The sequence below is a fragment of the Ferrigenium straubiae genome, from assembly GCF_051257895.1.
GTDB classification, from domain to species: domain Bacteria; phylum Pseudomonadota; class Gammaproteobacteria; order Burkholderiales; family Gallionellaceae; genus Gallionella; species Gallionella straubiae.
On sequence record NZ_CP194331.1, the window covers coordinates 872,944 to 889,746 of the forward strand.

Consider the following 16,803-nt stretch of genomic DNA (forward strand, 5'->3'; position numbering starts at 1 on the left):
TAGGCTGAAATATCTAGATATTTCAGTCTATGTATTCCAACATAGCAATGTGATTCAATGCGCTTTCGCGAAGTTACCCAAGAAGACCGGTGACATAAAACGGATTGTTGTTCAGTTTCTTGCGGGCTCGGCTGGAAAAGGTAATTACCTACAAAACTCGGAACGTACCATACCAATGAAATTTCACCCAAACTATCCCAATGATAATAATAAAGGACAACGCGAGATATGGCGTGCGTTAAAGAAGAGGGTGTAAGAATTTTTGTGTAAACGGTCATTTGGCAGGAAACTGCCGCCACTTTGCAAGGAGAGGACATGACCGTAGCGAAAGCACTACCGCAAGAACTGATCGACAGCCTGCTGGCTGACTACAAGAAACCGGAAGACCTGATAGGCGAGCACGGCCTGCTCAAGCAGCTCACCAAGGCATTGGTCGAACGTGCGCTGAATGCCGAGATGGAAGCGCATCTTGGTTACGGCAAGAATGAAGCCGTCACCAATCCTGCGGGCAACACCCGCAACGGCAAAAGCAAAAAGACACTCAAGGGTGAATTCGGCGAGCTCCCCATCGAGATTCCTCGCGATCGCCACGGCAGCTTCGAGCCGCAACTCATCCCCAAGCACCAGACCCGCTGGACTGGATTTGACGACAAGATTCTGTCGCTCTACGCCCGTGGCATGACCGTGCGCGAGATCCAGTCCCACCTGGAAGAAATGTATGGCACGGAGGTGTCGCCGACGCTGACCTCCTCGGTGACCGATGCCGTGACCGACGAGGTGAAGACATGGCAATCCCGCCCGCTGGATGCGCTGTATCCCATCGTCTATCTGGACTGCATTCACGTAAAGGTAAGGGATGCCGGCACCGTCCGCGCCAAGGCGGTCTACCTGGCGTTGGGCATCAACATGACCGGCGAGAAGGAGCTGCTGGGCATCTGGATCGCCCAGACCGAAGGCGCCAAGTTCTGGTTGCAGGTGATGACCGAACTGAAGAACCGTGGCGTGCAGGACATCTTCATAGCCTGTGTCGATGGCTTGAAGGGATTCCCGGAAGCCATCGAGGCCGTATTCCCCAAGACCGACGTGCAGTTATGCATCGTGCATCTGGTGCGCTACAGCCTGAACTATGTCTCGTGGAAGTTGCGTGAAGAGGTCGTAACCGGCTTGCGCGCCATCTATAGCGCCGCCACCGTCGAGGATGCCGGGCTGCGGCTGGCCGAACTCGAGGAAAAATGGGGTGAGGCGTACCCGCCGATCATCCAGTCATGGCGGCGCAACTGGGCGCGTATCATCCCGTTCTTTGACTACCCGCCGGAGATCAGGCGAGTGATCTACACCACTAATGCGATCGAGTCGGTGAACATGAGCCTGCGCAAGATCACCAAGAACTGGGGCTCATTCCCAAGCGACGAGGCATTACTGAAACTGTTCTACCTGGCGCTGAATAACATCAGCAAGAAATGGACGATGCCCATCAGGGATTGGAAGGCTGCGCTAAACCGGTTTACTATCCAGTTCGAGGATCGGATGCCGCAACAGTAGAGAAACCCCGTTTACACAAAATTCGGGACACCCTCTCCTCTGATCACACTCCCAAAGCTCGCCCAAGAGACAGGCTATTCCGAGGACGCTTTGCGATCCAAGATCGCGCGCGGGGATTTCGCGGAAGGAATTCATTTCATCAAGGCACCCGATGGGCGCATACATTTCTTAACTGAGGCATATCTACAATGGGTGGGATCAAGCAGCACGGGAAGGGAATCCAAATCACTTTCTACTGGAACGGTAAGCGGTACAGGCCGACCCTCAGGATCGAGCCGACAGCGACCAATCTGAAGTATGCAAACCGTTTGAAAGGGGAAATTGAAGTAGGGAGGTGGGGGAAATCGGATAGTGAAAAAACCAGAAAACACCCCACGAAGCCACGTAAATACTAGATAAAACGGGAAATACCAAAATTCTTGATTCCCGGACAGTTGCGGTATAAATATACGGGATTTTCTGGAAGAATATAAGGGAAATTATCAGGGGAGGTAGGGTATTTACCCCACTTCAAATTCGATTTAATAGGTTATCGAACGCGATTTAATATCACCCTGAGGTAGTCTTCAACAACTTCACCGGCCAGCCTTTGGTCAGAGTCAGGAAAACCAACAAGCTGACGCTGGGGAAGGCCGGGATGCCTTACCCTCTTCCGATACATACCACCGAATTTGAGTGCCTTCGCCTTCCGTGGGCTGATGGTGTACGGATTGGTGCCTGAATTGTGCCACGCAGCCCTCAACGATTCGGTTGCACCGTCAAATCCTAGCCGCAATGTTTCACCATCCACCTGATAATTGAAGCTTTGCAGCATGCGGCCGGATTTCTGCAACGGCCCGCCTTTGCGAGGTTCTTTCAAGGTCAGCGGGGAAAGCTCCTTCCATTTCGAGCCGTCTGGATCAAGGCCAGCATTGTGCCGGTCACGATTTACCCGCAGTAGCGATTCACCAATGCTTCCAAGCAGATCGTGAGGCTGCTCGATTGCCTGTCTGGCGGCGGCCAAGGCGCGCTCAAGATGCCCTACTTGAAATTCAAAGGAAAATTCCATATCATGACTCCCGTGGTTTGGTCAGACTGCGCTTCGGCGCTACTGCACAGTATCCAGACCTCAGACGCGGCCCCTAAAAAGGCCGCGTTTACTTTTTGTATACCAGCCGACCAATGCGCTGTTTGTCGAAGTACGCCGCGCGCGCCGCCTCGGTTTTCTGCGTTCCCATGAAGGCGGTCGCGCCCGTCCAGCCGGTTCTTCCCCACTCGAACACCGCCACGCCGTATTCGTTCGTTCCATCCAACTCGAAGGCGCGCAGGTAGCGGCGCTTGAGCCGCCATTTTCCCTTGTCAACGGTGTCCTGCACCCATACCCACCAGATTTCATCCGGCTCGATCAGCGTCATGGCCAGCAGGTTCACGTATTCCAGGCGATGCGTCTTCTCCGCCTTCGACAGCCATTTGAACTCACCCGAGCCGTCCTGGAACAGGGCTTTTGTGATCGCCAGCGTGCTTCCAGCGGCATCGGTAAAGGCCGCGCCTTGTTCCATGCTCGCGCCGAATACGTCGAGGAAATCTGCAACCGCAACCTCCGGCGCGGTTTCTGCCGGGAGCAAGACGGTATTCGGTACGCTCGTCGGTTTCGGTACCGCTGGCGGTTTGAACGTTGTCGGCCACGGGCGGCCGCGCTCCTTCAGCACGGCGTCGTATCCCTGCAACGGCGGGACGGTGTGCGGCTCCAGCCACGCCTTTCCGGGGTTGTAGGCAAAGCCTGGATCGATGCCTTTCGGAACGCGAACCGTGCGTGGGTTGCTGCCGTTCTTGCCGACAACGCGCTCTTCCCATTCAATCGGCGGCGCGGTATCTGGCCCGGATTTTCCGGACTTTTCCCATAGCTTCTGCGCTTCGGTAGATGTAAGAGAGTCGATTCCGCACTTACATCCCCAACCGTTCTGAGGCTCGTGGGTATCAAACCACGGATCGTCGGATGGCAGGATCAGGCCATCCCATGCCTTGTGTTCGAGGCGCGGATGCTCGATGCTGTGATGTCTATATCGCGCATATGGCCGGAACTCTTTGAGGGCTATCCGTTGTTTATATCGCCCAGCGTTGTAAGCCTGCGTGATATTGGTGTCGTAGATGATCTTACTGCGCCAGCTGGGCGCACCGTTGTGCGCCAAGCCGTGCTTGGCCACGATCTCGTCGAAGCGGGTGCGGAATTCGTCGTAGCCGCCGCCTTCCCACTTGGCTTTCTGGATCGCGTTGTAGAAGTCCTCAACCAGCGCATCGTGCGCAGCGCCTGCCACCACGAAGGCGTGGCTGTGCTGCTCCTGCCAGATGTCCGTCCAGCCTGAGGACGGCAGCTTGATCTTGTTGCGATAGAACTCAATCGCCTGGTCGAATTGAAATTTAGACATGCACGAACACCCCGCGATCGCTGAGTTTCTGTAATGCCCTGGCGCATTCTTCGCCAAATGCCAATAGGACTGTACCCGCGCCACATCTGGATTTCTTATGTTGATTTTCTCGCCCAGGAACGAATTCAATCCTTCCTGCCACAAATAGCATGGCGGTAGATTGCTTCATGGCCTCTTGGCACCAACTGGCATCGGTGCGGCTAAATACCAATGCTATGCCATTGCCGTGTTGAATCAATCTGCGTATCCACATACCAGTATCAGGTCCATAAGGTGGATTTATCCAGATCCTTCCGAACCATGGTTTTTTCAGTCCGTTATCAAAGATCGTGTATTTAACAGTGGCCGGTACCGCTGTTTCCATATCGTGAGGGCTTGCTGGGTCAAGATCAAACGTCAAGCCGAGTTCATCAAAAACCCAAGCGGGCGTGTACCACTCAACGCTTTTGTGTTTTGATATTTCCCGGTGTTCTCCGAACATGCCGCTCATTATTCGGCCCCAACATCGTTCCGCCCAGCCAAATCCGCCGCCGCCATGCCCAGCGCCACATCATCCGCCCACTGCGGGTTGTTCGCGGTCAGCGCCTCCATCCCGGCCAGCGCATCGTCGAAGCTGCCTGCTTCGGCCACGATGGCGCTGATCTGCTGGATAAGCTCCTGTTCGTGTGGGGCGCACAGGGCGGCGAGCTGTGCGCCGTAGGCGCTGGTGATGTCAACGCCTGCATCGACGCGGCGCTGCGCAGCGAGCACAGCCAGGCGCGTCAGAGCAGCATCGGCCGGGCTTGGTTCTGGCTTGTTGCCCGAGGAAACGAGCAGCTTCGCATCCTTCTTCGCGCGCGGTATCTGCATAATCTTGTGGGCATAGTCCACGTCGATTTCCATACCCATTTCTGCGGCCTTGCTAAGCACATCGCCCATTTTCGCCTGATCAACGGTTTCCTCGGTCTGGTAGCCGAATTTCGGCACGCGGTCGGGCGCGAACATGCCGTTGATGAGCGCGATAGGCCTCACCAGTTGATTGTTCCATGTCGGCTCGATCTGGCGCACGTCATGCAGCATGATTTCGCGCCGTACCTTGTCATGCACCTTTCCGAGGGCGTTGGTCGAAGTCTTTCCATCGGCCTGGCTGGTCAGCGTCCCGCCCAGGATCGCCATCGACTGCTTGCGTTCCCAATAGGCCGTGGCATTCAGGAAGTCGTCAACCTTGCCCGCTTGCGCCTGGATGAAATCGATGGTCATTGTGTTAGGCACTACGCCCGCGCCGTCGCTGCCTATGGCGCGCACTGCGCGCAGCAGTTGATCGCGTGACTCTTTACCGATCCCGGCCGGATATTTACCCAGGCGCAGCGGCAGCCCGTACACCTCAAGGAAGCGTTGCATGTCGCGGATGTCGTATGCCTTGTAGGCATACGTCCACGCCAGCACGCGGAACAGCGCCGCCTGCTCGATATATCCGCTCTTTGCGCGGTGTTCGTGCACAATCCAGCCGCCCTCACGCAACGGTTCCGGCATACCGTCCCGCAGGTACATCAGCTTGCCGGTCTTGCTGTCCACCTGGAACATGCGCTGGGGAATGAAATTTAGCGCCTTTGGATACCAAAGGCTGCCCGTCTGCCAATCGATCTCAAGCGGGGAGATGCCCTTGCCGATGGCGTCGGTCAGGTCGTATTGCGCATCCTCGAACTTTGGGATGCCCTTGAGCATGTCAGTCAGTTCGGCGGTGCGGTCGATCTCGGACTGGTCTGCGTCATCCTTCGGCGTCAACTGCCAGCCGAGGCCGGTCACTGCGCGGCGGCGCTTGGATAGCTCCGAGAAGATATGCGGGTCTTGCTCCTCGACCAACTCATACAGCGCCGCCTGTTCGGTGATGTAGCCCTGATCTGCCTGCGCGAACGCGCCGGCCAGGCGAGACGGGTCAAGCGTCTGCACCGAGTTGTAATTGAGCGCGTTGCCGCTCGCCGATCTAGGCCCGGCCTGCAACTCGGTGTCTGGCTTCACGATCTTGTTCACCAAGGGAATCTTGCCTGCAAGCGCTGCCAGTCTGGTTTTAATCATCATCGTCCCAATCGTCCTCGTTGTTGCCGCTACTGCGGCGGCTGTAGCTGCGGCGGTCGCTCTTGGAACGCGCCGCCGACGTGTATTCCCATTCCCCGGCAAACTGCGTTGCGATCCTGTGCAGCATTTCCAGCGCGTCAGGGCCGTCGTCATGGTCTGCCTCGGGGTAGAACTTGAGCTGCTCGATCAGCGTGGTCTGGCTGCGGTGCAAGCGAATCAAGCCGTTCGCAACGTGAGGCTGCAATGACATGATCGCCAAATTCTTGTCGCGCCCTGTCGGCCCCGGCATGGCCGGGAAAGCGATTCCACGCTGGCCAGCACGCTTGATAAGTTCGGTGTACAGGAATTCCTGGAACGCAATGGCCTCGACAGACCACGACAGGCACCCGTATTCGGCCTGCAGGTCGATGGCTCGCGCAATTATCAGGTCGGGCACGCGGCGGCACACGTCCGCCTCCACTACATCAAGCACCATCGTCTTGCGGTTAAGCCCGCCGACCAGGATCGCGGACGGGTCGCGCGCCTTGTTGCTCTTGCCAAGGGACGGGTCGATAGCCCCGAAGAAAATCCAGTCATTCCTCCGGTCAACCCAGAACTGAACATTCTTGAAAGGCGCGGTATCGTCGTTCCCGGCCTCGTTCTGCTGCTCCTGGTTGAACGCATCGTGATCGGTCGCGCGCATGCACATCAGGCGGTACAGCGGGCGCACCTCGGGCCATGACACCACGGCACCGGCGTCCATCGCCGCCTTGTTCGCCTGATAGAAGGCCAGCGCCTCGGCCTCTGCGGCCTCGCGTGCGCCGTCATCGTCTCCGCCGCCGGTATAGATGCCTTCCCACTTGTCCCACAAGTCCATGCGGTCGGGCCACTGCATGATGGATTTGAAGATGCGCCGCCGCCAGCCAGGCTTGCGAGAAACGCGGTTGATCGCGGCGTCGTAGTGCAGGCTGGTTCCGTCCCAGAACACGTCCATCCCGCCAGCCGGGCCAGCAAGTCCGAGCACGGCGGAGAGGACGAACTTTTCGTCCTTGTCGCGCTGCGCCTTCTGGCGCACGTTTTCATCGTTTTCCAGATCGTCAAGGAACACCAGGTCGGGACGGTGAGGCCCGTGCTTCATGCCGCGCAGCTTCTTTCCGGTACCGCCAATGCGAATCTTGATATTGTTGGCCGTGATGGCCGTAGTGGCTTGCCACACGCGCCCGCGCCCGGTCGCATCCGGGAAGTCCATCGCCAAACGCGGGTTGGTATCCAGCTCGGCCTTGATGGATTCCAGCATTTCGGCGGCCTGCTCTTCCGTGTTCATCACGATCACGATCATGTGCTTGCGCGCCTTGGCAGGCAGACCCAGCTCCGCGATGAACTGCGCCCGGCAGATGCACCACAAGGTGCCTAGCTGCGTCTCGTAGGTGGACTTTGCCTCGCCGCGCGGCGCTTCGTGCACCTCGCGGCCGTCGGTAGGGCCGTCGATCACCTCAGGCAGGCGCTTGAAAACGAACTGCTGAAACTTCGAGAAATGCGGCGTCGGGACGTAGTGCGGGAAGTAGGTCTCGCAGAAATACTTGTAGTCCACGATGGCGCGCATGCGCCGGGCAAGGCTGGCGTCCGGGTCGGTCAGAAACGCCCCGCACTCCAGCTCAATCTGGTTGCGGATGTCCTCGCCCAGCTTCGCCAGCTCGATCTCGAACTCGCGCCAGTTGCGGATTTCCTTGATGTCGAGATCGTTAGCCATACCTCTTGCCCAGGATCGCGCCCACGTCTTCAAAGTGCGGTTGAAGCGCCTTCAAAGCAGCCGGGTCTTTCATGCGCAGATGGTCGGCGATGGTCTTGAGGGTATCCAGCGCCACCGACAGCCCGGAGAATTCCGGGTTGATGCGCGCGAACGCCTTGCTGAACTTGGCGTAGGCGTCGGCCAGTTGGGCGAGCAGTTGTGCTTTTTGAGCGGCCGGTATCTTGGCCTGTTCAAGCTCGCGCGTGGTGGTGATCACCTGGCGTGCGAAGTCCTCGACGAGCTGCTGGTTGAGTTCGTCCACGCCCTGTGCGCTGATGCGGTAGGCCGCGCGTGCGGTGTCCCAATCGTCGCCTTTTTCCTTGGCCTGCGCCTTCCATTCGCGCGCGGTGTCGTAGCTGACGCCGCAGGCGATGGCAGCGCCCTTGAGCGGCATGCCCTCGATGTAGAGCTGGCGCACCTTGTCGCGCGTGTCTTGAGTATGGGCCATGCTATTTGGTGGTGTGCTTGATGAGTTCGACCACGGCCGTCACCAGAGCGCCGCCCACACCGCCGCCCAGGGCGCTCATTTTGGCGACCTTCTCGATGATCTTCTTGTCCTCGGCTTCGAGGTTGGTGACGCGGCCACCGAGGCCGTCGATGCGCTGGTTGATCGTTTCGCTGAGGTCGGTGATGCGCTGGCCGACGTTTGCCTCGACGTTTTCGATGCGCTGGCCGAGGCTGTCCTCAATGCGATCCATACGGTCGCTCTGCGCCTCCTCGGCCCGGCGGATGTCAGACCTGATGTCCTCGATACGAGCCGTCAGCCCCTGCTGCATCGCATGCACCGCACCGGTGAGCTGGCCGAGGCTGTGCATCACCTGGGCGTTGTTTACTTCGTTGTTGTTATCGCCCATTGCAATCCCTTCGATACGTTTTAACGACCTCCTGGCACCGGCCAAGCTGCTTGACTACCTCGTCGGCGTCGGAGGCGAGTCCGACAAGAAATTCAGAAGCCTCGACAGAAAGTTCGGCTCGCGCTCCACCATCACGTCCGCCGGTGGCGGGGGCAGCTTCGGGGGCTGAATCTCCACAGGCTGCGCTGGTGGCGGCAACGGGGACGCGCAACCGGAAAGCGCCGCCACGCAGGCCAGCAATAACGCGATCTTTTTCATATTTGACATGCTTCAAGTCCTCCTGGTATTTGAACGAGATAACGGCGATGGCGTCGGCTGCGTCCTGCTCCTGCTGCCGGTATTTTTCTTCGAGCGCCTTGATGTTGGCATTGGCCGCCGCCAGTTCGGCGTTCTCGCGCTTGAGCCACACCGCGCGCTCCGCCTGCTCGCCCAAGCCGAACTGATGCTGGCCGTAGGCGTAGGCAAGCGCCACCGCCAGCAGCAGCGCAGCCGCCACGAATGCGGACTTGATCGAGGGCGTCATTCCGCTTTACCTCCGGGGCCGAAGGCAAGAGGCGCGGCGGTGATCACGCGCAGTACGGCGTTGAATACGGTGAGCATCACCGCAAACCACGCGTACACATTGCCCGGCAAATAGGGCTGCAAGAGCGTGAACTGCGCCTCAAGCGCGATCAGCGCGGCGGCGATCAGGTTCAGCCACAGGGTCTTTGATTGCCACCAGGGCTTGGGCTGTGCGGGCGTATTGGTGCTGGTCATGCGACGGCTCCGGGTTCGGGGTTGTAAAGGCGGTTGGCGAGCGGCAGGAGGCCTTGTTTCAGCCATTCGGCCACGTCGAAGTTGGGGCAGGTCTTGTCTTTATTCAGGTCGCGGTGCGCGGTCACGCGGGCCTGCGGATACTGCTTCTGCAAGCCTTCGACCAGTTGTTTCAGGGCGTTCCACTGCTCAATGGTGAATTGATCGCGCCCGATCATGCAGATGCCGAGGCTGGCGGCGTTGTATCCGCGACAGTGCGCGCCAACCTCTCCCTGATGGCGGCCGGTCGCCACCGCGCCGCGCGCGTAGACAACGAAGTGATAGCCGATGCTGGTTAGCTCCGGGTTGAACCGCGCGCGCCATTCAGGGTGACGCTTGAAGCCGCGCTCGCGGTGCCAGTTGTCGATCTCCTGCACGGGCGTGGTGAAGCCTTTCTCGCCGGGCTTGCCGGTGAAAAGCGTCCTGCCGTTCGGCGAATCGGAACAGTGGATGATGATAGTGTCGATATTGCGCGCCATGCCGCAAACCCTCGGTCGATTGATGGCCGAAGGTTACGCGGGCGCGAGAGGGGTGATTAGGCGGGAAACATTTCCCGAGTGAAGTATTGAAGAAGAGAGTGGTGGAATGTGCGCCTCAACACAGGAGGCACATCATGGACTGGTCAAATCAACTTCAAAACCAGCACGAAAAGGCGTTCAATGCAGCCAGCGCGATACCGGTGCACCAGGCTGAGGAAATCCGTCAGCAGATCGAGGTTTTACAGGGTAAGGGAGTTTCATCCCGTGCAGCATGTAGATCATTGCGGTGCCTGGTCGCGCGAATTCAGGAGGGCGCATGATGGAAATCATCGCAGCATTTATTCTGGGATTGGCTACAGGGGTTTGGGCGGCGTATCAGCTCAGGCCAATTAAAGCAGGACGCAGCGGGGACCAATCTTGCGACATTTGCCGCGAGACCGCAGCAGCGGAAATTCGACGGCAAATACCCTGCCTCGGAGCTGACGGGTGTGAATACTATCGCCCCGTCCATCCGTTGCCAGAATCTCGCAAGCAGTAAGCACACGAACGCCCTCTGCGCTGCGCTCGAAATACCAGCGGACCAATGGGACGCCGAGCGCAAGGCCAGTGGTGAATGCGCCAAGATAAAGCAGAGCTTGAATCATTGCTGGGTAGATTCTTTCATTTCCCGTACCCAGGCATACGCAGGTGATTCTTACACTGCTCCGCAGTTTCATTTGAATATGCGGAAATCTGTTTTTTCAGGTTCATTTCAGCATCGCTTACCGGCCCGTTCAGCGGGTATGCCGTTTTCCAGGCTGAGAATACGGCAGCAACGAACACTTTGCACACCTGAATATCTGCGGCGCTAAATAAATTATTCCCGGCATCCGCCCAGCGAATTAAATAATCACCGTCGTCCTTGTATTGCTTCTGCGCCTTGATGATTTGCTTTGCCGAATCACTTATTCCGTAAGGGGTTCGTTCAATCGCAGCTTGAGCGGTAGCGCTGTACTTCACCATGAAGTCGATAGCGACATCCGCGCTCGGCTTGTTCCCCGTTGCAACAAATGTCGGCGGTTCCGGTCGATCATTAGCCTTTAATGATCCATAAGCCTGAGCGATCCAGCTAAACACCGCAAACAAAGTTGACATGGCGAGAAAGAAAACAGCAATCTGTTTCCAGCGTGGCCAATGGCCAATACCGAGCGGGTCTTTGTTGTCTGTGGTCATTTCGGATACCTTCCCTAGTTATGGCGGCAGCAGCTTGTAACTGTTGCCTTTCTTGATGCGCTTGATGTGGCCGAGTTCATTGGCGAAGTAAAGCACGTAGCGCATCTGTTCCTTGATGTGGTCTGGCTGCCCCTTGTAAATTTGGCTCTGCAGCATGCCGGGGTTGGCCTGCACCAAGGGGATCACCCTTGCCATCACCTCTTGGTAGAGTGGGTCTTCCCTGGCAAAGTCGGTCATTAAACGCGTGAAGCTTTTCCGCTGCGCATCGGTGACAGAATCGCCGACCATGCCATAAGCGATTTTCTGCAATTGCTGGCGCGCCCAGTCATAGTCACCGCGCGCCCAAGCGGTTTCTATGTCAGCGCAGAGATCATGATGCTGATCGCTGTAGCTACGCCCGGTGGCGTAGGTTATACCGACATCCTTATTCCGTCTTACAGCAGCGTTTCCGGATGCTTTTCGTTGTTCCTTCTCGTGGTGTTTTTTCAGGAAGTATTCCCGCTGCGCCTGCCGTTCGCGCTCTTGAATGATTCGGAGGTTTTGGGCGTGGAACTCTTCGGCTTCGCTCGCCTTTCTGGCGGATTGTTCCGCTGCAGATTCTGCTGGAATGGATTCTTTCTGCGTCTTCTTCCAGTTTTTGTAGGCAAAAATGGCAGCCGGAATTCCGATCACGATGGCGAAGAAGAGCTTGCCACCGACCTGCTCGTACAACCAGACGAAGGGATAGATGACGACAAGAATGATCCCGGCGAAAACTGCGCCGATACCCCCCGCGACATTTGGCCCCTTGCTCATTTCTTACCTGGTCGCGAGGCGGGTAGCTGTAACTCTAACGTACCTGACCACAGTAGGCCGATTTGCAGGTATCGCTTGCGGTCTGCTGCATTCATCATCTGGTAGCACTGCAATACGCTAGCTTCGTCAGTGCTGGCAGTCTCCATTCTTACGCTTGAGCCTGTAACGATTAAGTCAGGGTCTAGGCCAAGTTCTGGCCTTTGGTGAGCCAAGGCGAATACCTCCTTTATCGGGAAGCTTCCGCGTTTTTTTCGCTCCGAAAAAGCAGACTTCGTCAAACCCAATAATGACGCGATTCCCTGATCTTCCAATATGCCAGTTGCCTTTTTTAGTCGTAGCAACTGCTCATCAAATCCACTCATATATCGCCTCAAATAAATGTTGACACAGTCCATATTTATGGACTGCAGTTCAGTTGTATTCAATACTCAACCATAGGAGGTCCGATTATGACACCGCAACTCGCCAAAGAGAAATTGGCACAACAGGGCATCACCGCGCTTGAGTTCTCCAAACAAAACGGTCTGAACTACAAGACGCTTCTGGCCGTGCTTAACGGCACCAACAAAGGTCGTTACGGCGAAGCCCACCGCGCTGCCGTGGCGCTCGGTCTCAAGAAAGCGGCCTAAAGATGAACGTCCTCCCTCCCTACGTGTTTAAAGGGCGCGCAGCAAAGATGATTGCGGTTCGTGTGCGAATTAAAAAGCCTGCCGCCGATGCACCGGGTATCCATTTTTATCCATTAAGTTTTTTCCGATGCGAGCATTTTTGGACGAGGGACTGGAAAGTCGTGCGTATACAAAAAGGCTTTGTGGATCGCCTTAAGCGGGAATCAATTCTTGAAGTAGAGGAAGTGCACTAAAGATCAACGGGAGCCAGAGCGTCAGAGCAGCAAGACAGCCAGAACGCCAGCGCTTCCACCAGACGGGAGAGAACATGAAGAAAGTTGATGGAAATTCAAAATCACCGGACGTTCGGTTGTTTGAACTGACAGAGCTGGATGTTGAGGCCGCGCAATCGCTGGGAATCGTGCTTGCCGGGACGGCAGATGATTGCATCAGCCGTGCGATTTCTGCACAAAACTCCGCTTTGAGGCTGGCGCTGGAAGCCGGATACCTGTTGCTCAAAGCGAGGGCAGACATTCCGCACGGAGAATTCATCAAGCATGTCGAAGCGCGCGGCCTTGCGCAACAGCGCGCGTCTGAATTGATGCGCATGGCGCGCTTCTACACCGCCACGCCGCCGGAACGGCGCGCGCAGTTGGTCGGGATGAGCAAGTCGAAGCTGATGCTGCTCGCCGATGCGGATCAAGAGGTCATCGAGGACATCCTGGACGATCCCGAGGGCGAGCTGGAGTCCTTGAGCGTTCGCGGCCTGCGTCAGCGCATAACCGAGCTGGGGCACGCGAAGAACAACGAAGCCATCCGGGCCAACAACGCAGAAAGGAAGGCCGCAGACCTGCTCAAGAAAAACCGTATCACCCAGTTCACCCCATTCACCGAGGAAGTGCGTGCCGAGGTGATGGCGCTCCAGCGCGAGGCCGAGCTGCCGATTGATGGACTGCTTGCGTTGTTCGAGCGCGCGGCGCTCGGCTACGACGGCTCGGTCGAGGCGCGGCTGCGCGTTGAGCATATCTGGATTGCCGCCAATGCCGTGCTGGCGCGGGCGGCAGATGCAGTTGCCTTATTGAAAGAGCAAGCCCCCGATGCGCTGCCGGACAGGCTGCAAAGCCAGCATTACCTCACGCCGGAGGAAGCCGCCGAATGGCGTCGTATCGGGCAGGAAATTCAAAGCTCATTTGAAGGCCGTAAGGTTGTCCGGCAACAAGAGCGCGCCGCCGAGCAGCCGCGCAAGCCTGGCCGTCCACCAAAGGCCAAGCCGAAAGGCGGTGAAGCATGAACGGCCACCCTGATGTTGAGTGCGATCTGTGGATCATCCGCGAGTGGCAGGCCAAAGAGTCGCTTCGCTCCGGGAATGTACTCGCCTGCAACGCGTTGCTCGAAGAAGAGCTGGCCGATGAACAGGCTGGCTATGAGCTACCTGAAAACTATTCCGCAGGGCCGCGCCTGCATGTGTTCGGTAGCGATGACTGCGAGGTGTGGCTTGGTTGCTTGAATGGTCATTGGATTTCACCGGAGGCCGTTTGTCGGCTAATTACCCTCCTGATTGGCGATCTGAATATGGCAGAAGCGGTCGGCATGGATGGGGCCTATGTGGTTGCGCTCGATGGGCGCAGCGTGTCAGACGTATATCACAGCGTGGTGCGCCATGGCGCTGCCTAAGCCGCATATGGTTACCCCTATCCAGGGTGGTGCTCCCGTCGTACTGCCAACCGCAAAGGTGCTGGCGCTGCGCCAGCGCGACCCGTGGAAGGAATCCACCGAGACGGCCAGGCAACGCGCGATACACCGTGAAACGGTGGTGCTTTACGTGCGCGGGCTGACAGAAAGCGGCGTCTCGCAAAACAACGCCGTCGCAAACCTGCTGCTCTGCGCCGCCGATGGGAGCCTGCCAGGGCATTACGCCAGAGCCCTGTGCGAAACAGCCGTGGGCAGCCGCAAATACCCAAGCGACAAGGCCATCAAGGAATGGTGCAAAGCCTACCGCGAGGGCGGTATCACGGCCCTCTTGCCGGATCACAAGGGCCGCGTGGTCGAGGCCGCCGGATGGTGGGGGCCAGCCCTGGAGTACTTCAACCAACCCGGCAAGCCGGACATGTCCGCCGTATATCGCCGCCTCACCGAAGTGGACGGCTTTGCCGTGACCTACGACCAAATCCGAAACTACCTGACAGGAGTCCCCGCCATGATTGGAAGAAACAGCCCGGCCCGCATCGGCAAGAACCTCTACCGCCTCACCGAGAAAGCCTTCATCAGGCGCAGCACCGAGAACGCCCTGCCCGGCGACGTGTACGTGGCCGACGGCTACCGCGCCGACGTGTACCTTGCGCACCCGCTCACTGGCGACATCTGGCGGCCCGAGCTGACCGTGGCGATAGATATGCGCAGCCGCTACTGCGTGGGCTGGCGCGCAGACGAACACGAAGGCACCTATGCCGTGCAGAACATGTGGGCCGAGTGCTTCGCGCGCCACAGCCACGTGCCGCCGTTCATCTACGTGGACAACGGCAGCGGCCACAAGAACAAGCTGATGAGCGACGAACTCACCGGATTCTATTCCCGCGCCGGCGTGCAGCAGATCATCCATGCCATACCCGGCAACCCGCACGGCAAGGGCTGGGTTGAGCGCTTCTTCCGCATCGTCCGCGACGACTTTCTCAAGCTCTGGATGCCGCAGTTCTACTGCGGGCCGGACATGGCCAAGGAGGCGCTCGACCACACCGCGCGCGAAATCAAGGCGGGCCGCTTGATACCGCCATCACTGGCCGAATTCGCGGCGGCGTTCAACGCCTGGCTGGAGCGCTATCACGCCCGCCCCCACCCCGAGGACAAGGATGTGACGCGCGCTCAGGTGTGGGCGGGGCTCATACCGATCCCGCCGCATGCCAGCGTGCTGGAACTCAAGCGCCGTGCCGTAACGCTCAAGGTGCGGCGCGCCCAAATAAAGCACCAGAAGCGCATCTACATGCACCCGGAATTGCACGCCTTCAACGGCCAACCGTTGCTGCTCGAATACGACCTGATGAACAACAGCATCGCGGTTGTCAGAACCATTGATGGCAGATGGATTTGTGATGCGCATCTGGTCAACGCCATAGACGCTATCGAGCCGACGCGCATGGAAGAGGCCAAGAAAAACCGTGCCGAAGACGCCATCAAGCGCTTGGAGAAGAAGATCACCGAGCAGAAGGCCCGCGCCGGCCGCGTGTTCGACGCCGAGGCCGTGGCCGTCGGCGCAATGCAAGCACTGCCGGGAGAAGTAAGCCGGATCGAAGTTGAAGACGAAGAAACACTGTTGCTTGACCTAACCCTTGATAACGAGGAGACCCTGTAATGACCGAAAAGACCTACCCGCAGCACTACACGCAAGCCGACATCGCCGCAATCGAACGCATCCTGAAGTGGATGGAGGATCGCAACTACAAGCAGGCCGCGCTGGCCAGGCTGTCGCGCGTGGCCGCAAGCACGCTCAACCAGATACTGAACGGCGTGTACATCACCAGCCCGAGCAAGCAGCTCGCCGCGCTCGAATCGGCGATGCGCCATGCCGACGAAGCCAGCACCGACTCAATCGCGCCGGTGGAAACCAGCGTGTTCAAGCTCGCGCAGACCAGTTGCGCGATGGCGCGGCGCTACCGCAACTTCGCCGTGCTCACCGGCTTCGTGGGCACCGGCAAGACCTTCGGCATCAAGCGCTATGCAGCCACGCACAGCAACACCCACCTGATCGAGGCCACGCCTACCATGACGCGCGCCAGCATGGTCAAGCAGCTCGCGCGCGTGGTGGCCGGATACGACGGCAAGGGCAGCATAGACGACAGGTTCCGCATCGTGGTGGATGCGCTGCGCAACACCGACAGCCTGCTGATCGTGGACGAGGCCGAGACCCTCACCCCGGCTCAACTGCACACCCTGCGGCGGCTGCGCGACCTTGCCAACGTCGGCATCCTGCTGTGCGGCACGGAGCGCCTGCACAGCATCATCAAGCCGGAGCACGGCCAGTTCGACCAGATACGCAGCCGTGCCGGGTTCTGGCCCGAGACGGTGCGCCACATCACCCAAGAGGACGCAGCCGCCCTGGTGCAGTCCGGCTTCGGCACCGAGGACGTGCCGGATGACGTAGTGCAGCGGCTCTACCAGTACTGCCAAGGCAGCGCCCGCATGCTGGTGGAGGGGCTGATCGCGGGAATCAAGGAATTCCGCAAGAACCGCCCGCTGGACGTGAAGCTGGTAGACGCCGTGGCCAAGCAGGCGCTGTGCCTGCAATCGTTGGCGTAGGGG

At 58.4% G+C, this 16,803-nt stretch carries 23 protein-coding genes; 10 read left to right on the forward strand and 13 right to left on the reverse strand.

Annotated elements, in window-relative coordinates; genetic code table 11:
- Positions 1–315: 315 nt before the first annotated feature.
- Together ACRRNM_RS03950 and ACRRNM_RS03955 are read left to right on the forward strand one after the other, a co-directional pair.
- On the forward strand, positions 316–1,542 hold the full coding sequence (locus ACRRNM_RS03950; RefSeq protein ID WP_435626938.1) for an IS256 family transposase: 1,227 nt from the start codon (positions 316–318) through the stop codon (positions 1,540–1,542).
- Between the two features lie 188 nt (positions 1,543–1,730).
- A complete protein-coding gene (locus ACRRNM_RS03955; protein WP_435626939.1) occupies positions 1,731–1,937 on the forward strand; it encodes an Arm DNA-binding domain-containing protein in 207 nt (68 codons plus the stop codon).
- Positions 1,938–2,071: 134 nt separating this feature from the next.
- On the opposite strand, the gene ACRRNM_RS03960 is transcribed toward ACRRNM_RS03955, so the two are convergent.
- The 10 genes from ACRRNM_RS03960 to ACRRNM_RS04005 form a co-directional block, all read right to left on the reverse strand.
- A complete protein-coding gene (locus ACRRNM_RS03960; protein WP_435626940.1) occupies positions 2,072–2,590 on the reverse strand; it encodes a phage virion morphogenesis protein in 519 nt (172 codons plus the stop codon).
- A gap of 88 nt (positions 2,591–2,678) precedes the next feature.
- On the reverse strand, positions 2,679–3,947 hold the full coding sequence (locus ACRRNM_RS03965) for a PBECR2 nuclease fold domain-containing protein (protein ID WP_435626941.1): 1,269 nt from the start codon (positions 3,945–3,947) through the stop codon (positions 2,679–2,681).
- Entirely contained in the window at positions 3,940–4,437 is a 498-nt protein-coding gene (locus ACRRNM_RS03970) for a DNA N-6-adenine-methyltransferase (RefSeq protein ID WP_435626942.1), read from the reverse strand. Before ACRRNM_RS03970 ends, ACRRNM_RS03965 begins: the two co-directional genes overlap by 8 nt.
- Positions 4,437–6,005 carry a DUF935 domain-containing protein gene (locus ACRRNM_RS03975; protein ID WP_435626943.1) on the reverse strand — a complete coding sequence of 523 codons (1,569 nt, stop codon included), beginning with the start codon at positions 6,003–6,005 and terminating at the stop codon, positions 4,437–4,439. Before ACRRNM_RS03975 ends, ACRRNM_RS03970 begins: the two co-directional genes overlap by 1 nt.
- Positions 5,995–7,731 carry a phage terminase large subunit gene (terL, locus tag ACRRNM_RS03980; RefSeq protein WP_435626944.1) on the reverse strand — a complete coding sequence of 579 codons (1,737 nt, stop codon included), beginning with the start codon at positions 7,729–7,731 and terminating at the stop codon, positions 5,995–5,997. The genes ACRRNM_RS03975 and terL overlap by 11 nt, the downstream gene beginning before the upstream one ends.
- Positions 7,724–8,218 (reverse strand): DUF1804 family protein, encoded by a 495-nt coding sequence (locus ACRRNM_RS03985; protein ID WP_435626945.1) that lies wholly within the window; start codon positions 8,216–8,218, stop codon positions 7,724–7,726. Before ACRRNM_RS03985 ends, terL begins: the two co-directional genes overlap by 8 nt.
- A 1-nt stretch (position 8,219) precedes the next feature.
- Positions 8,220–8,624 (reverse strand): hypothetical protein, encoded by a 405-nt coding sequence (locus tag ACRRNM_RS03990; RefSeq protein WP_435626946.1) that lies wholly within the window; start codon positions 8,622–8,624, stop codon positions 8,220–8,222.
- Entirely contained in the window at positions 8,614–9,147 is a 534-nt protein-coding gene (locus tag ACRRNM_RS03995) for a lysis system i-spanin subunit Rz (protein ID WP_435626947.1), read from the reverse strand. Before ACRRNM_RS03995 ends, ACRRNM_RS03990 begins: the two co-directional genes overlap by 11 nt.
- Complete coding sequence (locus ACRRNM_RS04000) at positions 9,144–9,380, reverse strand: hypothetical protein (protein WP_435626948.1); 237 nt, start codon at positions 9,378–9,380, stop codon at positions 9,144–9,146. The genes ACRRNM_RS03995 and ACRRNM_RS04000 overlap by 4 nt, the downstream gene beginning before the upstream one ends.
- On the reverse strand, positions 9,377–9,895 hold the full coding sequence (locus tag ACRRNM_RS04005) for an N-acetylmuramoyl-L-alanine amidase (RefSeq protein ID WP_435626949.1): 519 nt from the start codon (positions 9,893–9,895) through the stop codon (positions 9,377–9,379). Before ACRRNM_RS04005 ends, ACRRNM_RS04000 begins: the two co-directional genes overlap by 4 nt.
- 134 nt (positions 9,896–10,029) lie before the next feature.
- On the opposite strand from ACRRNM_RS04005, the gene ACRRNM_RS04010 reads away from it, so the two are divergent.
- Complete coding sequence (locus tag ACRRNM_RS04010; RefSeq protein WP_435626950.1) at positions 10,030–10,215, forward strand: hypothetical protein; 186 nt, start codon at positions 10,030–10,032, stop codon at positions 10,213–10,215.
- Complete coding sequence (locus tag ACRRNM_RS04015; RefSeq protein ID WP_435626951.1) at positions 10,212–10,433, forward strand: hypothetical protein; 222 nt, start codon at positions 10,212–10,214, stop codon at positions 10,431–10,433. Before ACRRNM_RS04010 ends, ACRRNM_RS04015 begins: the two co-directional genes overlap by 4 nt.
- Positions 10,434–10,555: 122 nt before the next feature.
- Here ACRRNM_RS04015 and ACRRNM_RS04020 read toward each other — a convergent pair whose 3' ends face one another.
- The 3 genes from ACRRNM_RS04020 to ACRRNM_RS04030 are packed head-to-tail and all read right to left on the reverse strand — an operon-like array spanning position 10,556 to position 12,264.
- A complete protein-coding gene (locus tag ACRRNM_RS04020) occupies positions 10,556–11,107 on the reverse strand; it encodes a hypothetical protein (RefSeq protein ID WP_435626952.1) in 552 nt (183 codons plus the stop codon).
- An 18-nt stretch (positions 11,108–11,125) separates the two neighbouring features.
- Positions 11,126–11,902: a hypothetical protein gene (locus tag ACRRNM_RS04025; protein ID WP_435626953.1), complete on the reverse strand. Its 777-nt coding sequence runs from the start codon at positions 11,900–11,902 to the stop codon at positions 11,126–11,128.
- Complete coding sequence (locus ACRRNM_RS04030; RefSeq protein WP_435626954.1) at positions 11,899–12,264, reverse strand: helix-turn-helix domain-containing protein; 366 nt, start codon at positions 12,262–12,264, stop codon at positions 11,899–11,901. The genes ACRRNM_RS04025 and ACRRNM_RS04030 overlap by 4 nt, the downstream gene beginning before the upstream one ends.
- Positions 12,265–12,351: 87 nt before the next feature.
- Here ACRRNM_RS04030 and ACRRNM_RS04035 point away from each other — a divergent pair, with 87 nt between their 5' ends.
- From ACRRNM_RS04035 to ACRRNM_RS04060, 6 genes are all read left to right on the forward strand, one after another.
- Positions 12,352–12,531 carry a DNA-binding protein gene (locus ACRRNM_RS04035; protein ID WP_435626955.1) on the forward strand — a complete coding sequence of 60 codons (180 nt, stop codon included), beginning with the start codon at positions 12,352–12,354 and terminating at the stop codon, positions 12,529–12,531.
- A gap of 2 nt (positions 12,532–12,533) precedes the next feature.
- The gene (locus ACRRNM_RS04040; protein ID WP_435626956.1) at positions 12,534–12,764 is read left to right on the forward strand and encodes a hypothetical protein; all 231 of its coding nucleotides are present in this window, start codon (positions 12,534–12,536) and stop codon (positions 12,762–12,764) included.
- 74 nt (positions 12,765–12,838) lie between these two features.
- The gene (locus ACRRNM_RS04045) at positions 12,839–13,801 is read left to right on the forward strand and encodes a hypothetical protein (protein WP_435626957.1); all 963 of its coding nucleotides are present in this window, start codon (positions 12,839–12,841) and stop codon (positions 13,799–13,801) included.
- The gene (locus ACRRNM_RS04050; protein WP_435626958.1) at positions 13,798–14,184 is read left to right on the forward strand and encodes a hypothetical protein; all 387 of its coding nucleotides are present in this window, start codon (positions 13,798–13,800) and stop codon (positions 14,182–14,184) included. The genes ACRRNM_RS04045 and ACRRNM_RS04050 overlap by 4 nt, the downstream gene beginning before the upstream one ends.
- Positions 14,171–15,856 carry a Mu transposase C-terminal domain-containing protein gene (locus tag ACRRNM_RS04055; RefSeq protein WP_435626959.1) on the forward strand — a complete coding sequence of 562 codons (1,686 nt, stop codon included), beginning with the start codon at positions 14,171–14,173 and terminating at the stop codon, positions 15,854–15,856. Before ACRRNM_RS04050 ends, ACRRNM_RS04055 begins: the two co-directional genes overlap by 14 nt.
- A complete protein-coding gene (locus tag ACRRNM_RS04060; protein ID WP_435626960.1) occupies positions 15,856–16,800 on the forward strand; it encodes an AAA family ATPase in 945 nt (314 codons plus the stop codon). The genes ACRRNM_RS04055 and ACRRNM_RS04060 overlap by 1 nt, the downstream gene beginning before the upstream one ends.
- Positions 16,801–16,803: the final 3 nt, after the last annotated feature.

Coding starts and splice junctions, on each gene's coding strand:
- ACRRNM_RS03950 (WP_435626938.1), top strand. CDS start 316: ATGACCGTAGCGAAAGCACTACCGCAAGAACTGATCGACAGCCTGCTG.
- ACRRNM_RS03955 (WP_435626939.1), top strand. CDS start 1,731: ATGGGTGGGATCAAGCAGCACGGGAAGGGAATCCAAATCACTTTCTAC.
- ACRRNM_RS03960 (WP_435626940.1), bottom strand. CDS start 2,590: ATGGAATTTTCCTTTGAATTTCAAGTAGGGCATCTTGAGCGCGCCTTG.
- ACRRNM_RS03965 (WP_435626941.1), bottom strand. CDS start 3,947: ATGTCTAAATTTCAATTCGACCAGGCGATTGAGTTCTATCGCAACAAG.
- ACRRNM_RS03970 (WP_435626942.1), bottom strand. CDS start 4,437: ATGAGCGGCATGTTCGGAGAACACCGGGAAATATCAAAACACAAAAGC.
- ACRRNM_RS03975 (WP_435626943.1), bottom strand. CDS start 6,005: ATGATGATTAAAACCAGACTGGCAGCGCTTGCAGGCAAGATTCCCTTG.
- terL (WP_435626944.1), bottom strand. CDS start 7,731: ATGGCTAACGATCTCGACATCAAGGAAATCCGCAACTGGCGCGAGTTC.
- ACRRNM_RS03985 (WP_435626945.1), bottom strand. CDS start 8,218: ATGGCCCATACTCAAGACACGCGCGACAAGGTGCGCCAGCTCTACATC.
- ACRRNM_RS03990 (WP_435626946.1), bottom strand. CDS start 8,624: ATGGGCGATAACAACAACGAAGTAAACAACGCCCAGGTGATGCACAGC.
- ACRRNM_RS03995 (WP_435626947.1), bottom strand. CDS start 9,147: ATGACGCCCTCGATCAAGTCCGCATTCGTGGCGGCTGCGCTGCTGCTG.
- ACRRNM_RS04000 (WP_435626948.1), bottom strand. CDS start 9,380: ATGACCAGCACCAATACGCCCGCACAGCCCAAGCCCTGGTGGCAATCA.
- ACRRNM_RS04005 (WP_435626949.1), bottom strand. CDS start 9,895: ATGGCGCGCAATATCGACACTATCATCATCCACTGTTCCGATTCGCCG.
- ACRRNM_RS04010 (WP_435626950.1), top strand. CDS start 10,030: ATGGACTGGTCAAATCAACTTCAAAACCAGCACGAAAAGGCGTTCAAT.
- ACRRNM_RS04015 (WP_435626951.1), top strand. CDS start 10,212: ATGATGGAAATCATCGCAGCATTTATTCTGGGATTGGCTACAGGGGTT.
- ACRRNM_RS04020 (WP_435626952.1), bottom strand. CDS start 11,107: ATGACCACAGACAACAAAGACCCGCTCGGTATTGGCCATTGGCCACGC.
- ACRRNM_RS04025 (WP_435626953.1), bottom strand. CDS start 11,902: ATGAGCAAGGGGCCAAATGTCGCGGGGGGTATCGGCGCAGTTTTCGCC.
- ACRRNM_RS04030 (WP_435626954.1), bottom strand. CDS start 12,264: ATGAGTGGATTTGATGAGCAGTTGCTACGACTAAAAAAGGCAACTGGC.
- ACRRNM_RS04035 (WP_435626955.1), top strand. CDS start 12,352: ATGACACCGCAACTCGCCAAAGAGAAATTGGCACAACAGGGCATCACC.
- ACRRNM_RS04040 (WP_435626956.1), top strand. CDS start 12,534: ATGAACGTCCTCCCTCCCTACGTGTTTAAAGGGCGCGCAGCAAAGATG.
- ACRRNM_RS04045 (WP_435626957.1), top strand. CDS start 12,839: ATGAAGAAAGTTGATGGAAATTCAAAATCACCGGACGTTCGGTTGTTT.
- ACRRNM_RS04050 (WP_435626958.1), top strand. CDS start 13,798: ATGAACGGCCACCCTGATGTTGAGTGCGATCTGTGGATCATCCGCGAG.
- ACRRNM_RS04055 (WP_435626959.1), top strand. CDS start 14,171: ATGGCGCTGCCTAAGCCGCATATGGTTACCCCTATCCAGGGTGGTGCT.
- ACRRNM_RS04060 (WP_435626960.1), top strand. CDS start 15,856: ATGACCGAAAAGACCTACCCGCAGCACTACACGCAAGCCGACATCGCC.